A 15,092-nucleotide genomic window follows, 5' to 3' on the forward strand; every position below is an offset into this window, starting at 1 on the left:
AAGCCGAGGAAAAAGCCAGGCGCAAGCTGGAAGCGAAAAACAATCCCAAGCCGGCGCCAACGACGCGCAGCCGCGAGCTGCAGGCGCGCCTGGACGGCGCCATCGGCGCTGGCGAATTCTGCTTCCACTACCAGGGCAAGTTCGATACGGCGCAGCTGCGCCTGGTCGGCCTGGAAGCGCTGCTGCGCTGGGACCATCCGCGCCATGGCCTGGTCTACCCGAACGAATTCATCGGCCTGGCCGAGCAGACTGACGCCATCGCCGCGCTGGGCAACTGGGGCATCGATGCCGCCTGCCGCCAGCTGGCGCAGTGGCGTGCGGCGGGCCTGCCTGTGGTGCCCGTCGCCGTGAATGTCTCGGCACGCCAGCTGTGCGAACCGCACTTGCCCGATTTCGTGCTGCGCTGCCTGCAGCGGCACGCCATCGCGCCCGGCCTGCTGGAGCTGGAAGTGACGGAAAGCTGCGGCATCGACGACATGGCGCAGGCGGCGCAGGTGCTGTGCCGCCTGCGCGCGCTGGGCCTGGCCATTTCGCTCGACGATTATGGCACGGGCCATTCAGGGCTCAGCCATGTCAAGATGTTGCCCATTCACACGATCAAGATCGACCGCAGCTTCATCCGCGAGCTGGGCAGCGGCGGCAGCGCCGGCCGCGACACCGTGATCGTCGCCTCGACCATTGCGCTGGCGCGGGGCCTGGGCTTGCAGGCGCTGGCCGAGGGCGTGGAAAGCCGCGGGCAGCTGGCGCAGCTGCAGCGGCTGGGTTGTCCCCAGGTGCAGGGCTTCTATCTGCACCGCCCGGCGCCCGCGGCCGAGGTGGCCGCATTGCTGGCCGCCGGCGCGCCGGCGGGCCTTGTATCGGGGCGGAAACATGGCGCCATGCGGCGTGGCGCGGATGCTCAGTAAAATATCGCCACTGCAAGCCGCGTGCTTTAACACTTTTTCCTCCACGCAAGAATGATGAACAGTCCCGTCCCGGCCTATGTATTCGGCCCGTTTCGCCTTTTGCCGCCAGAGCGCCTGCTGTTCGAGGGCGACCGCGCGCTGCGCCTGGGCAGCAGGGCCATGGACTTGCTGCTGGCCTTGCTGGAGCGCGCCGGCGAAATCGTCGACAAGCATGAACTGGTGGCCATCGTCTGGCCCAATGCCGTGGTGGACGACGCGACCTTGCGCGTGCACCTGGCGGCGCTGCGCAAGGCGCTCGGCGATGGCCGCGATGGCCAGCGCTATATCACCACCATTCCCGGGCGCGGCTACGGCTTCCTGGCGCCGCTGGCGCACACGGGCCAGCCGGCGCCCGGAGCGGCGGGCGCCGAGCCGCGGCATAACCTGCCCGTCATGCTGACGCGCATGCTGGGCCGCGCGGAGGCGCTGCAGACGATGGCCAACCAGCTGCTGCAATTGCGCCTGCTGTGCATTGCCGGCCCGGGCGGCATCGGCAAGACCACCCTGGCCGTCGTGCTGGCCACGCGCGTGCTGCGCCGCTATGCGGACGGCGTGTGCTTCGTCGACCTGTCGCCGCTGGACGAGGGGCGCCTGGTGCCGCTGGCACTGGCCACGGCGCTGGGCGTGGCGGTGCCGGCCGGCGATGCCATGCCCGTCCTGCTGGCCTATTTGCGCCCGCGCCACATGCTGATCGTGCTCGATAACTGCGAACACGTGATCGGCGCGGCCGCCACCTTGGCCGACGCCTTGCTCAAGGGCGCGCCGCTGCTGCACGTGCTGGCCACCAGCCGCGAGCCGCTGCGCATCACCAGCGAACAGCTGCTGCGCCTGCCCGCGCTGGAATTGCCGCCGGCCGATGCCGTGCCCGATGCGGCGGCGGCCCGGCATTTCGCCGCGGTGCAGCTGTTTTGCGAACGCTGCGCGGCCGTCGACGATGCGTTCGTGCTGGCCGACGCCGACGTGCCCGTGGTGGTGGACATCTGCCGGCGCCTCGATGGCATCCCGCTGGCGCTGGAACTGGCGGCGGGGCGCATCGGCCATTTCGGCCTGCACGAATTGCGCCGCCAGCTCGACGACCGCTTTCGCCTGCTCACGCGCGGCGCGCGCAACATGCCCTTGCGCCACCAGACCCTGCGCGCCACCCTGGACTGGAGCTATGGCCTGCTCGACGCGCAGGAACGCCAGGTACTGCAGGCGCTGAGCGTGTTCAGGAGCCGCTTCCGCCTGGAGTCGGCCAGCGCCGTGGCGGGCTGCGACGTCTTCGACACGGTGGCCGACCTGGCGGCCAAGTCTCTCGTCAGCATCGAGTTCTGCTGCCAGCACGTGTACTACCGCTTGCTCGACACCACGCGCGCCTACGCCGCGGCGCAGCTGTCCGCGGGCGGGGGCGCCGGCGCCGTGCTGCTGCGCCATGCGCGCCATTGCCTGGGCCTGGCCGGACGCATCGCCGCCGACTGGGAGAGCATGCCGCCGGCCCAGTGGAGCGCGCGCTACGGCCGCCATGTTGACGACTTGCGCGCGGCCATCGACTGGGCCTTCGGCGAGGAGGGCGACGTGGCGCTGGGCGTGGCCCTGACCCTGGCCGCGCAAACCCTGTTCTACCAGCTGTCGCTGATGGATGAATACCGCGTGCGCGTCGAACGGGCCCTCGAGCGCATGGCCACGCATGCGCTGGAAGACCCCGACAGCGAGATGCAGCTGCATGCCTCGCTGGCGCACCTGCTGCTGCATACGCAGGGCATCACGGGCACCATGCTGCGTTCCTTCCAGCGCAGCTATGCGCTGGCCATGCGCGCGGACGACGGCAGCCGCCGGGCCGAAGCGATCTGCGGCATGTGGATCTGCAGCCTGAAGCTGGCCGATTTCCAGCGCGCCGACAGCTACGTGGCGCAGCTGGCCGTCCTGTGCGAAGTGCGCGACGACACGCCGATGCGGCTGGTGCTGGCGCGCATGCGTTCGGCGGGCGAGTATCTGCGCGGACGGTACGCGGAGTCGGCGGCGCTGGCGCGCATGGTGCTCGCGCATCCCGAGGGCGCCGGACAGCTGGGCTTCAACAATGCCTTGCTGGCCGATCACCAGGTTTGCCTGCGCGGCACGCTGGCGCGCTGCCTGTGGATGCAGGGCCGTCCCGACGACGCCCTGGCGCTGGCGCGCGAAGCGGTGGCGGTGGGTTTCGAGCACAATGGCGTCACGCTGTGCGTGGCGCTGGCCATCAATGCCATTCCCGTCGCCCTGTGGTGCGGGCAGCGGGGACTGGCGCATGCCTGGACCTGCCTGCTGTGCGAACATGCGGCCCGCTATGGCCTGCTGTACTGGAGCGCCTGGGGCGCCGCCTACCAGCGCCTGCTCGATGCGTGCGAAGCGATGACGGAATTTCCCTGGCCACCCGTGCGCAGCTGGCCGATACAGATCGATCTGATGGCCACCCTGCACGACGCGGCCGCCGACAGCCAGGCGCTGCGCCGCGCGCGCACTGGCCTGGCGCCGTGGAGCGCGCCGGAAGTGCTGCGCCGCGACGCGAACCACCGCTGGCGGGCGCTGGCGCAAGGCGACGCGGCGGGCCTGCAGGCGGTCCGGCTGCAGCTGGAAGAAGCGCTGCAGCTGGCCAGGGGCCAGCAGGCGCCGGGCTGGGAGCTGCGCTGCGCCACCAGCCTGGCGGCCGTGATGCAGGCGCAGGGCCGCGGCGCCGCCGCGCATGCCCTGCTGGCGCCGGTGCATGCGGGCTACCGGCAGGGGCGCGACACGACGGACGTGATGGCGGCGGCAGCTTTGCTGGCGCAGCTGGCTTGAAGCCTATTCGTAGGCGCCCAGCCGGCGCTGTTCGTCGGGCGTGAAACTGGCGTCGCGCAGCTGTTGCACGGCCGCCGCATCCTGCGCGCCGCCGGGCAGGCTGGCCTTTTTCGCCTGGTAGGCGATGATGCGCTGCTGCCACTGCGATTCCTCGCGGTCCAGCTCCGCCAGACGGGCCGCCGCCGCCGGCGTGAACGTGCTGGCGCGCAGGCGGTAGATTTCATTTTCGTCTGCGCCCTGTGCCCGCAGCGTCCTCACGGAGGCATCGAGCTGCGCCACCTGCAGCGGCGCAGCGCGGGCGGCGCGCTGGGCGGGCGACAGATGCTGGTCCAGTGCGGTCAGCTGTGCCTGGCGCTGCGCTTCGTCGAGCGTGGCGTTGCCCAGGATGGCCATGCGCGCCACGGCATCGTCGTCATACGCGTCGCTGGCGCCGAACAGGCCCGCGCTTTCCTGCGCCGTAAAGTAATTGCCGCGCAGCGCGCGCATGGCTTGCAGGCGCGCGCGCGCGGCCAGGGCGGGATCGGCCTGCGCTGGCAAGGCTTGCTCCGCGCCGGCCAGCGCTTGCTTGTAGTCGAGGTAGGCGCCCAGCAGGCGCTTCGCCTCGCGGGCGGGGACGGGCGCCAGGCGCTTGTCCAGCTCCGCCTCGATCTGGCTGCGGATGGCGGCCAGCGGCTTTTCGCCCAGGCCCGCGAGGTAGTAGTCGAACAGGTGGCCCAGCTCCGCGTCGACCACCAGCTTGTCGCCGGCGGCCACCGTCACGTTGCCGTCCGGCCGCGTGCCTTCCATCGAGCGCACGAACGCGAACAGGTCCGGTTCCGCCTTGTCCGGCGGCGGAGCCGGCGGTTCCCCCGGCCGCAGTGCCAGGTACAGGGCCAGGGCTGCCAGGCTGCCGCCGACGATCCATTTCGCGTGCATGCGCTTCTCCTTACAGTCCCAGGCCTTGCAGGCGGTTCGCTTGCTGGCGGAAGACGGTGACGGGGTTGGTTTCGAACAGGTTGACGATGCCGACGAACTGGTTGACTTCATCGAGGTGGTTCATGGCGTAGTCGTCGCGGATCACCTTGCCCAGGTGGCTGGAGCAGCTGCTCACCAGGCCATCGTTCTTGACGCCGCCGAAGGCCAGGCTGATGGCCGCCAGGGCCGGGTCGCCCACGTCGAGCACATTCGTGTACGGCTGCGCGCCGCTCCACGAGAAATAGTACACGCCTTGCACCTGGTAGGCACCTTCGCCGCAGGCCGAGGTCGGGATGCCTTGCGGGTGGCGGCTGTTGAAGGCCAGCGAGCCGGCCGTGGACAGCGAGGCCAGCGAGGCGCCCGCGTTTTGCGGCAGGCCCTTGTTGCCCGACAAAATGCCGATCAGGGAAGCGAGCGCATTGCCCAGCGCGCCGCTGGTGTTGGGGATGGCGCCGCTGAGGATGTCGGCCACCTTGGAACCCTTGTTGACGCCCGCCACGCTGGTGACGGACGCCACCAGGTCGGGCCGTACGGAAGCGACATAGCGGGCCGTGGGGCCGCCGTGGCTGTGGCCGATCAAGTTGACCTTGGCGGCGCCCGTGGCGGCGAGGATTTGCCGCACCTGCGACAGCAACTGTTCGCCGCGCACTTCCGTGCTGTTGGCGGCCGAGACGGTGGTCACGTAGACTTGCGCGCCGCCGCTGCGCAGGGCGTCGGGGACGCCATAGAAATATTCGACGGGACCGAGCTTGTCGAAGCCGAACAGGCCGTGCACGAGCACGATCGGGTACTTCGTTTGCGTGTAGCCGGCGGCGCTGGCGCTGCCGGGCAGGATGGCGAGAGTGAGGAGCAGGGTCGATAGCAGTTGCCAAAAGCGAGTCTTCATTTTGTCTCCGTTATGTATTAATGATCGGCCAAATGCATGGCGATTAATAGTGGAAATGTCGATGCTGTAGCGATTACCCGTGTGCTCCTTCACATTCTATCGATGCATTAAATATAGCGAGCGCTCGGTTTTTCAAATGTAGCACTGCTGGATTTAAATTGCATTTGAATTGCATGATGCAGCGCAATAACTGTCGCCATTCGGCGTTGCTTATGCGCCCATTGCATAGTTGAAAAGTCAAATAGTTGTTTTCCTGAGCTATAATCGCCCGCATCAGCCGTCCCGCCGTCGTGCCGCGCCGCCCAGGTGCAGCAATGACGTCGCTCCTACACCGTTACTTGGGAATGCACTTGTCGACCCATTTCAATTTTGAACAGTTTCAACAGATGACGCCTTTAAATGGCGAAAATATCTGGGAATATATTCTTGACCGCCACGCGGGACGTATCGGCGTCAAGCGCCGCAAGCCGGCACTGGAAAATCTCGAACGCATCTTCGTCGCCACCTTCCGCCTGGCCAATGACGTGGGTTTCCGCGCCATGAGCTTGCGCGACCTGTGCCGCGAGACAGGGCTGTCGATGGGAGGGCTGTATGGCTACATCACCAGCAAGGATCAATTGGCCGAGATTATCGAGGACGTGGTGCGCCATTCCACGCAAGCCATGCCGCTGCTGTTTGCCGACGTGAAGTCGCCGCTGGACCGGCTGGAGGCGATGATACGCTCGTCGATCTACCTGTCCGAAGTGCTGCAGCCGTGGTTTTATTTCGTCTTCATGGATTCGCGCGTGCTGCAGGTGGAGCAGCGCAGCATGGCGAAAAATTCCGAACTGTTCGTCCAGACCCTGATCGCCACGACCATCGGGGAAATCGAGCCGAAGCCGCATGGCGATCCCACCCTGCTGGCCGCGCATTGCCTGGCCCTGTTCCAGGATTGGTATGTGAAACGCTGGAAGTACCGCGCCGCGAAGGTCAACGTCGACGATTTCGCCGATAGCGTGGTCAGTACGGTGCGCAGGTATTTGAGCATGAGCGGCGTTTAGTTTTAGCTCTCAACCCCAGAGCAAGATCTGGGGTCGGACCCTCAGGGTCCGACCCCGGCCCTTCGGTTGGGGCCTGATTTTTCAAGCTAGTTCGTCTCTACCGGCAGCGTCTCCGGCAGCGCCGCCGGATCCGTCGGCGTCTCCGCCTCCATGTCCAGGGTTTTCACGCCGTTCATGTCGATGAATTCATCGTACATCCACTCGCCATCGACCTGGCTCAGGCCCGCCGGCACGGCGCGCGTCACCTGCGGGCGCGTCGACAGGGCGGTGCGCATGTAGTCGATCCAGATCGGCATGGCCAGGGTGGAACCGAATTCGCGCCCGCCCAGCGATTTGGGATCGTCATACCCCATCCACGCCACGGCCACGATGCCGCCGCCGTAGCCGGCGAACCAGCCGTCGACGGCGTCGCTGGTGGTGCCCGTCTTGCCGGCGATGTCGCTGCGCCCCAGTTTTTTCGTCGCCGCCGCGCCCGTGCCCGTGCGGGCCACTTCGCGCAGCATGCTGTCCATCACGAAGGCGTTGCGTGGGTCCAGCGCCAGGGTCTTGTCGTCGTTCGGGGCGGGCGGCTTGGTTTGCATCAGCACCGCGCCCTTGGCGTCGACGATGCGGTCGATCAGGTAGGGCTCCACCTGGTGGCCGCCATTGGCGAACAGCGCGTAGGCGCCCGCCATCTGCACGGGCGTGACGGAACCCGTGCCCAGCGCCATGGTCAGGTTGCTCGGCTGGCGCGCCGGGTCGAAACCGAATTTTTCCAGGAAGTCGTGCGTGTACGAGATGCCCAGTGCGCGCAGGATGCGCACGGAAGCCACGTTCTTCGATTGCGCCAGCGCATAGCGCATGGTGATGGGGCCGTCGAACTTGAAGTCGTCGTTCTGCGGCGCCCACACCTTGCCGCCCGCCTGCATTTCCAGGGGCACGTCGTTGATCAGGGTGGCCGGCGAAAAGCCTTTTTCCAGCGCCGCCGAATACACGAAGGGCTTCATGGCCGAACCGGGCTGGCGCCACGCTTGCGTGACGTGGTTGAACTTTTGCAGGTTGTAGTCGAAGCCGCCCACCATGGCGTGGTAGGCGCCCGTCTCCGCGTCCAGCGAGACGAAGGCGGCGGCCACCAGCGGCACTTGCGTGATGCCCCAGTTACCCTTGGCGTCCTGGGTGATGCGGATCACGGCGCCGGGGCGCAGCTTGATGCCGGCGCCCGCCTTGGCGGACAGGGCCGGGGCGGCAAAGCGCAGGCCTTCGCCCGTGATGGCCTTGGCGTCGCCATCGCCCGTGTCGGCCACCACCTTGCCGCTGGCCACCTCCGTGACGACGGCGGCGATCAGGCCGTCGCTGTCCGGGCGTTTTTGCAGCGCAGCATCGATGGCTTCGTCGCGCTGCTCGGGATCGGGCGGCATGTCGATGAAGGTTTCCGGGCCGCGGTAGCCGTGGCGCTGGTCGTAGGCGATGACGTTGCGGCGCGTCGAGGCGTAGGCCGCGTCCTGGTCCGCCTTCAGGATCGTCGTGTAGACGCTGATGCCCCTGGTGTAGCTGTCTTCCTTGAACTGCGCGTAGACGGCCTGGCGCGCCAGTTCGGCCACGTATTCGGCATGCGTGTCGAAACCCTGCTTGCCGCGGCTGTTGATATGCAGCGGCTGCGCCAGCGCCTGCTGGTACTGGCCTTCGCTGATGTAATCGAGTTCGCGCATGCGTTTCAAGACCAGCTGCTGGCGCGCGTGCGCCTTTTTCGGATTGCTGATCGGGTTGTGGCGCGAGGGGTTTTGCGGCAGGCCTGCCAGCATGGCCATTTCCGCGATCGACAGTTCGGACAAGGGCTTGCCGAAATACGTCTGCGCCGCGCTGCCGAAACCGAACGAGCGCTGGCCCAGGTACATCTGGTTCATGTACAGCTCGAGAATCTGGTCTTTTGACAGGGCCGACTCGATCTTCAGGGCCAGCATGATTTCATTGAGCTTGCGCGAAGCGACTTTTTCGCGCGTGAGGAAGAAGTTGCGCGCCACCTGCATGGTGATGGTGGAGCCGCCGCCGTGGCCGAAGCCGTGGCGCAGGTTCGACAGCACGGCGCCGCCGGCGCGCACGAAGTCGATGCCGTGGTGTTCGTAGAAGCGGCCATCCTCGATGGCCAGCAGGGCTTTTTTCATCATTTCCGGCACTTGCGCGATCGGCACGAAGTCGCGGTGCTCCTCGCCGAATTCGCCGATCAGCACATTGTCGGCCGTGTACACGCGCAGCGGGATCTTCGGCTGGTAGTCCGTGATCACGTCCAGCTCGGGCAGGCGGGGGCGCACGTACAGGAACAGGTAGGCGGCCAGCAGCAGGGCGGCGGCCAGCGCGGCGCAGCCGGCGATGATGAAGCCGCGCACGGTGGCGCGGCGGGAAGGCCAGGGAAATCCGGATCGTTTGGCAGTCAAGGCAGTCTCACGTGAGCGTGCAAGGCACGGTGGCAGCGATTATAGACCAATGCGGCGGGCGCTCCGGCGTTGGCGCGGCGCAGGGGCCGGTGCCGGAAGGGGGAGCAAAAAACCTTTTCATCGAAACGCGGCTGTGCGATAGTCACGGCTTCAAGAAAATAGCCCGGGCATCGATCCGGGCTGTTTATTTTACAAGACTAAGGAACTTTGTATGGCAAAAGATGCAACACCGAGCGCCATGAAGCCGTATATCCCGGCCGACGCGAAATTGCCCGAAATGACCTTCCGCGCCCTGTTCATGGGCGTCATCCTGGGGATGGTCTTCGGCGCCTCCTCGCTCTACCTGGTGCTGAAGGTGGGCCTGACCGTCAGCGCCTCGATTCCCGTCGCCGTGATCGCCATCACCCTGTTCGGCCTGGCCAAGAAGGTGGGCGGCAAGGATTCGTCGATCCTGGAAAACAGCATCACGCAAACGGCCGGTTCGGCCGGCGAATCGCTGGCCTTCGGCCTGGGCGTGACCATGCCCGCCATCCTGATCCTGGGCTTCGACCTGGAAATCTCTAGAGTCATGCTGGTCGGTATCCTCGGGGGCCTGCTGGGCATCCTGATGATGATCCCCATGCGCCGCACCATGATCGTCGACCAGCACAAGGAACTCAAATTCCCCGAAGGCACGGCGTGCGCCGAAGTGCTGAAGGCGGCTGCCACGGAAGAATCGCGCATCGCCGCCGGCGAAAGCATCGAGAAGGATTCGGCTGCCGCGCTGGACGCCAAGCGTCGCGCGAAGATCATCTTCGGCGGTTTTGCCGTCGGCTTGCTGTATAAAGTCTTCAATATCTCGTTCAAGGGCTGGAAGGACACGCCGGGCGTGGAATTTGCCGCGCCGCTCAAGGGCGGCTCCATCGGCGCCGAGATTTCGCCTGAATTGCTGGGTGTGGGCTACATCATCGGCCCGCGCATCGCCGCCACCATGGCGGCCGGTGGCGTGCTGTCGTACCTGCTCCTGATCCCGATGATCAAGTTCTTCGGCGACAGCCTGACCACGGTGCTCTCGCCGGGTACCAAGTTGATCAGCGAAATGGGCGCCGACGACGTGCGCAGCGCCTACGTGCTGTACATCGGCGCGGGCGCCGTGGCCGCCGGCGGCCTCATTTCCCTGGTGCGCGCCATGCCCATGATCTGGCGCAGCCTGTCGGCCGGCCTGAAAGGCATCGGCAAGGGCGTCAAGACCGATTCCACCCTGCGTACGGACCAGGACATCCCCCTGAAATGGGTCGTCATCGGCTGCCTGTCCATCATCGCCGTGATCACCTTTGCCACGCCGCTGCACATGAATTTCCTCGGCGCGCTGCTGATCCTCGTCTTCGGCTTTTTGTTCGCCACCGTGTCGTCGCGCCTGACGGGCGAAATCGGTTCCTCGTCGAACCCGATCTCCGGCATGGCCGTGGCCACCTTGCTGTTTACCTGCCTGATCTTCCTGATCATGGGCTGGACGGGCGGACGCTACTATGTGACTGCATTGTCGGTGGGCGCCATCGTGTGTATCGCCGCCAGCAATGCGGGCACCACCTCGCAAGACCTGAAGACGGGCTACCTGGTGGGCGCCACGCCGCGCCTGCAGCAGTACGCGATCCTGGCGGGTGCCTTGTCATCCGCGCTGATCCTGGGCCCGATTCTGCTGAAACTGAACGAGGCGAGCACCGTCTACGTGCCGGCCGCGCAAGTGGCGCCCGGCCTGACGGTCGATGCGTCGAAGCTGACGGTGATGGGCGAGCTGCATGGCCCGCAAGCCGAGACGGACCACAACACGTATAAAGTCTGGCAAAAGACCGATACCGTGGGCGGCCCGGCCGGCAAATATTTCGTCAAGGATGATGGCCAGCTGGCCTATCTGGTCGATCCGGGCATCAATGGCCATTACAGCAAGCGTCCCGACGGTTCGGAAGTCAAGAAATACGATGCGCCGAAGGCCGTGCTGATGTCCTACATCATCAAGGGCATCCTCGACCAGCAGCTGCCGTGGACCCTGGTGCTGTTCGGCGTGATGATCGCCGTGGTGCTGGAAATGGCCGGCATTCCGTCGCTGGCGTTTTCCGTGGGCGTGTACCTGCCCCTGTCGTCCACCTTGCCGATCTTCGTCGGCGGCCTGGTGCGCTGGCTGGCGGACCGCCGCAACAACAAGCTGGAACACAACGCGAAACTGAATGAGGAAGAGCGCCAGCTGGCGGGCGACCGCAGCTCGGGCGTGCTGCTCGCTTCCGGCTACATCGCCGGCGGCGCGCTGGCCGGCATCATCATCGCGATCACGGCCGGCGTGCTCACGCACTTCGACCAGATGATGGCCGACTGGGCCGAGCATGGCAACCCGTTCTACGCGGGTCTGCACTCGGACGCGCTGTCCCTGCTGCCGTATGCGGCCATCATCGTGCTGCTGTATATCGTGGCGCGCGAGAAGAAAGCGGACAGTCCGCAGGCGTGATGTCGTAGCCAGCCCCATGAAAACCGCCCGGTGTCATAACGATCCGGGCGGTTTTTTTATGCGCGCGCATGAGGCGATGGCTGCGATACGGGCCGCGCCGCCAGTTGCGCCGCGCTCGCGTAGATGGTTACGTGCTCGGACGCCAGTTGGCGCAGGTGGTCATAAAACGCCTGCGCGGGAATGCACCACGACGCCGCGTCGCCCACCTGGCCGTTGATGCGCAGGCCGGCGGCGTCAAATTCCCGGTGAAAGTAGTCGCGCAGGTCGCCGCGGCCCGGATGGTCGATGCGGCGCTGCGCGACCTCGGGATCGAAAGGGCGCACGGGCACGTCCCAGCGCCGGCCATCGTGGTCCAGGCAGCCCAGCAGCCTGGTACCGCCTTCCCACACGGGCACGGGAAAGGCGTCGCCCATGGCGTCTTCCAGCGCGTGATAGAAAGTCACGGGTCCCATGGAGATGCCCAGGCCCAGCACCTTCGCCTGGTCGCAGCCGATGAAGCGCTGCCAGGGCGAGCCCATGCCGAAGATCGAGGGCGCGCGGTGATGCGCTTCGGTCAGACTGGCGGCATGGCGGCCCCACGCGGACACGGAATGCGTGGGATGGATGCTGCGCCGGATGCCTGCGCCGGCGAGGAAGGCTTCCGGCAGGCGCCCCATGTGCGTGCCGTGGCGGCGCGGGTCGAACACATAGCCCGGCAGGGCGCAGGCGGCGCGCAAGGTGCCGCCGGGCAGATAGTAAGTGGGCAGCAGCAGGGTGCCGTGCGGGCCGACGGCGTCCTGCAGGGCGGCTATCACGGCTGGCGCGCCGCCTTCCACATAGCCCAGGCTTTTCAGCGAAGAGTGGATGAACAGCGTATCGCCTGGCGCAATGTCCAGCCGCGCCAGGCCTGCCGCCAAGCCGGCGCGCGTCACATGGTGCGCGTTGTGGCGCACGCGCCGGGCGCTGGCGGCGCGGCGCCACGCTTCCAGCGCGGCCGCGGCGGCGCGTTTCGCCTGTTCAAGCATCGCCTGTTTCCCTATCTATTTCCACTTCCAGCAGATTTGCATCGATGCAGAACTTGGCGGCCCAGTTCAGGTAAGCCCAGGTGCCGTAGTCGCCATCGACGGGAAACGAGCCCTTGACGCCGCCGCGCGCGTGCGCGGGACCGTCGATGCTGACCGCGCGCCGCACGTAGCGGTTCAGGCGGCGCCCCGCATCGAGGTAGCGCCGCTCGCCCGTGAGCCGGTACAGCAGGAACAGGCAATGCGCGTTTTGCGCGGAACCCGTGAGGCAGGCGTAGCCGGCCCCCGGCTGGAAGTCCGGACCGAGGCGGCCTGCCAGATAGCCATCGGCCGCCACGGCGCCGGCGATGCCCGTGCCGGTGCGCACGGCGGCATCGAGCAGGTCGGTGCGCGCCGCAAAGCGGTGCGCTTCGAGCAGGCCGCGCAAGGCGTAGCCGATGGTGTGGGTCAGGGGCCGCTGCGGGTTGTCCAGGCAGTTCGAATCGAACCAGCCGTTGGGACGCTGCCGGGTCAGCGCCCAGTCGACCTGGCGCAGGCCTGCCGCGCCATAGCCGTGGCCAGGCGCGGCGCGGTCCGCTTCGAACAGGCCCCATGCCACGTGTGTTTCGTAGGCCTTGTCGCCGGGACCGGCGAACGGCGTCGGATGCCGGCGCCAGCAGCCGTCCGCATCCTGGCTGTCGCGCAGCCAGCTTGCCGCACGGTGCATGGCGTCCGCGTAGGCCTGGCCGTACGCGGTCACGCCTGCGGCCAGGCCCAGCAGGATCTGGCCCGTGTTGAAGGTGACGGGCACGCGCGGCGTGGAGTCGATCTTGCCGCCCTGGTAACCGCCTTCCGGGAACTGGATGGCCACGCACCAGTCGAGCATGCGGCGCGCGCGCCCGTGCAGCGCGGCGTCGTGCGTGCGCTGCGCCAGGGCGATGATGGTGGGGATGATGTAGCCGGTGGTTTCCGGATAGGAACTGGACCAGCCGGTCAGCAGGCTGTAGTCGCGCGCCACGCCGCCGTCGGCCGAGGTGGAATGGTCTTGCGCCGCGCCCAGCCAGGCCGTGCAGGCATGGATGACGGCTTGCGGCCCCGGGTCAAGGGCGGGCAGGCCGCGCCGGTCCGACTGCCGCTCCAGGCGCGCTGCCGGCGGCAAGCCCGCGCGCGGCGCCAGGGTGTTCCGTATCGTCGAGAGCAAGGTGCGCATGGCAGCAGTGGCGTGGTGGTTGGCTCTGGCTACTGTAGCGCCGGCCGCCGGCAAGGCTATTGACTTGCCGCAAGCGAAACGCGTCCGGGGTTGGCAGGGCGCCGCAGCATCGCCATCCATGCATCGCGGGTGCCGGAATTGACGCATAATGGACGCTTCACCGTCGCCGACGAGGCCCGCCATGAACAGCATCACGCTTGAATACACCGTCGTCACCAATCCCGACTCCTTTGTCGGCTTCAAGTACTACGTCAAGGCGGGGCAGGCATTCGATGCCGACGATTTCGCCTATTCCTACAAGCTGAAACGCTCCGACCTGGACCCCGACAGCGTGCTGGCCACCCGCGAGGCGGCGGCGAATCTGCAGCCGGGCGAGTGGCTGACGGTGTCGCATTCGATCGCGGCCTAGGCCTGTCTATTTCGATTGTTCCAGCGCTGGCAGTACACGCCGACGCGCTCGCCGCGCTGGCGGGGGGAAACCGCGCACACCTGCAAACCTCCTTGCCCGCCGTGCTGCCGCAGCCGGCAGCGATCTTGCCGAGGTGCGCACTTCTGCCTATAATTGAGAATAATTCTCATTAAATTTGTGCTCTCCGCCAGACCCGCCGCTCCATGTCCGCCGACCACGTCTCCCTGCATGACTTCGATGACATCGCCATCCTGTATCGCCAGCACCACGGCTGGTTGCGGGGCTGGCTGCAGCGCAAGGTGGGCAACGCCTTCGACGCGGCCGACCTGGCGCAGGCCACCTTCCTGCGCGTGCTCGCGCCGCAGGGCATGCAGGGCGTGCAGGTGCCGCGCGCCTACCTGACGACGATCGCACGCAACCTGCTGATCAACCATGTGCGCCGGCGCGCCATCGAGCAAGCCTACCTCGACGCCCTTGCCCTGATGCCGGAACCGGTGGCGCCGCCTCCCGAAGTGCGCCTGATGTTCCTCGAACGGCTGGTGGAGCTGGACCGGCGCCTGGCCGGGCTGCCCGCGCAGGCACGCCAGGCCTTTTTGCTGGTGCAGCTCGACGGCATGGGGCAGCAGGAGGTCGCGGCCGAGCTGGGCATTTCCCTGTCCACCGTCAAGCGCCATCTGGCCAGGGCGGCCCTGCGCTGCTTTTTCCCGGAGCAGCACGATGGATGAAGAGATGCCGATCCCCCTGGGCGGCGCGGCGGCTGCCGCGCGCGTGGCGCCTGCCGTGGCGCGGCGGGCCGTGCAGTGGTGGCTGGCGCTGCAGGGCGGCGGCGCTACCGCCGCACAGCTCCTTGCGTGGCAGCGCTGGCGCGCCGAGGACGGGGAACATGAACGGGCCTGGCAATGCATCGAGGCGGTCAGCGGCCAGCTGGCCGGCATTCCGGCGCCGCTGGCCACCGCCGCCCTGGCCGCGCCAGCAGGGGCGCAGCGGCG

Annotated in this window: 12 protein-coding genes; 7 read left to right on the top strand and 5 right to left on the bottom strand. The window is 67.1% G+C overall.

Going from position 1 to position 15,092, the window contains the following annotated elements:
- Together GCN75_RS28010 and GCN75_RS28015 are read left to right on the top strand one after the other, a co-directional pair.
- The coding region (locus tag GCN75_RS28010) for a putative bifunctional diguanylate cyclase/phosphodiesterase (protein ID WP_152285267.1) at window positions 1-905 on the top strand (905 nt) is incomplete at its 5' end.
- Window positions 906-959: 54 nt separating this feature from the next.
- Window positions 960-3,734: an ATP-binding protein gene (locus tag GCN75_RS28015; RefSeq protein ID WP_193317692.1), complete on the top strand. Its 2,775-nt coding sequence runs from the start codon at window positions 960-962 to the stop codon at window positions 3,732-3,734.
- A 3-nt stretch (window positions 3,735-3,737) separates the two neighbouring features.
- Here GCN75_RS28015 and GCN75_RS28020 read toward each other — a convergent pair whose 3' ends face one another.
- Entirely contained in the window at window positions 3,738-4,649 is a 912-nt protein-coding gene (locus GCN75_RS28020) for a lipase secretion chaperone (RefSeq protein ID WP_152285269.1), read from the bottom strand.
- Window positions 4,650-4,659: 10 nt separating this feature from the next.
- The gene (locus tag GCN75_RS28025; protein WP_152285270.1) at window positions 4,660-5,574 is read right to left on the bottom strand and encodes a lipase family alpha/beta hydrolase; all 915 of its coding nucleotides are present in this window, start codon (window positions 5,572-5,574) and stop codon (window positions 4,660-4,662) included.
- 386 nt (window positions 5,575-5,960) lie between these two features.
- Here GCN75_RS28025 and GCN75_RS28030 point away from each other — a divergent pair, with 386 nt between their 5' ends.
- Window positions 5,961-6,614 carry a TetR/AcrR family transcriptional regulator gene (locus GCN75_RS28030; RefSeq protein ID WP_226941618.1) on the top strand — a complete coding sequence of 218 codons (654 nt, stop codon included), beginning with the start codon at window positions 5,961-5,963 and terminating at the stop codon, window positions 6,612-6,614.
- A gap of 86 nt (window positions 6,615-6,700) precedes the next feature.
- Here GCN75_RS28030 and GCN75_RS28035 read toward each other — a convergent pair whose 3' ends face one another.
- Entirely contained in the window at window positions 6,701-9,025 is a 2,325-nt protein-coding gene (locus tag GCN75_RS28035; protein WP_226941619.1) for a penicillin-binding protein 1A, read from the bottom strand.
- 211 nt (window positions 9,026-9,236) lie between these two features.
- Between GCN75_RS28035 and GCN75_RS28040 the strand changes: the two genes are divergently transcribed.
- A complete protein-coding gene (locus tag GCN75_RS28040) occupies window positions 9,237-11,504 on the top strand; it encodes an OPT family oligopeptide transporter (protein ID WP_152285271.1) in 2,268 nt (755 codons plus the stop codon).
- Between the two features lie 56 nt (window positions 11,505-11,560).
- On the opposite strand, the gene GCN75_RS28045 is transcribed toward GCN75_RS28040, so the two are convergent.
- Together GCN75_RS28045 and GCN75_RS28050 are read right to left on the bottom strand one after the other, a co-directional pair.
- Complete coding sequence (locus GCN75_RS28045) at window positions 11,561-12,508, bottom strand: AAC(3) family N-acetyltransferase (protein WP_152285272.1); 948 nt, start codon at window positions 12,506-12,508, stop codon at window positions 11,561-11,563.
- Window positions 12,501-13,694 (bottom strand): prenyltransferase/squalene oxidase repeat-containing protein, encoded by a 1,194-nt coding sequence (locus tag GCN75_RS28050; protein ID WP_152285273.1) that lies wholly within the window; start codon window positions 13,692-13,694, stop codon window positions 12,501-12,503. The genes GCN75_RS28045 and GCN75_RS28050 overlap by 8 nt, the downstream gene beginning before the upstream one ends.
- Before the next feature lie 181 nt (window positions 13,695-13,875).
- On the opposite strand from GCN75_RS28050, the gene GCN75_RS28055 reads away from it, so the two are divergent.
- From GCN75_RS28055 to GCN75_RS28065, 3 genes are all read left to right on the top strand, one after another.
- Window positions 13,876-14,103, top strand: coding sequence for a hypothetical protein (locus tag GCN75_RS28055; protein WP_152259559.1), 228 nt, complete (start codon window positions 13,876-13,878; stop codon window positions 14,101-14,103).
- A gap of 203 nt (window positions 14,104-14,306) precedes the next feature.
- Window positions 14,307-14,828, top strand: a complete 522-nt coding sequence (locus GCN75_RS28060; RefSeq protein WP_152285274.1) for a sigma-70 family RNA polymerase sigma factor — start codon at window positions 14,307-14,309, stop codon at window positions 14,826-14,828.
- On the top strand, window positions 14,821-15,092 hold a 272-nt coding region (locus GCN75_RS28065; protein WP_152285275.1), incomplete at its 3' end, for a DUF4880 domain-containing protein. The genes GCN75_RS28060 and GCN75_RS28065, both read left to right, overlap by 8 nt.

It is taken from the genome of Janthinobacterium violaceinigrum (genome assembly GCF_009208555.1).
Classification (GTDB): Bacteria; Pseudomonadota; Gammaproteobacteria; order Burkholderiales; family Burkholderiaceae_D; genus Janthinobacterium; species Janthinobacterium violaceinigrum.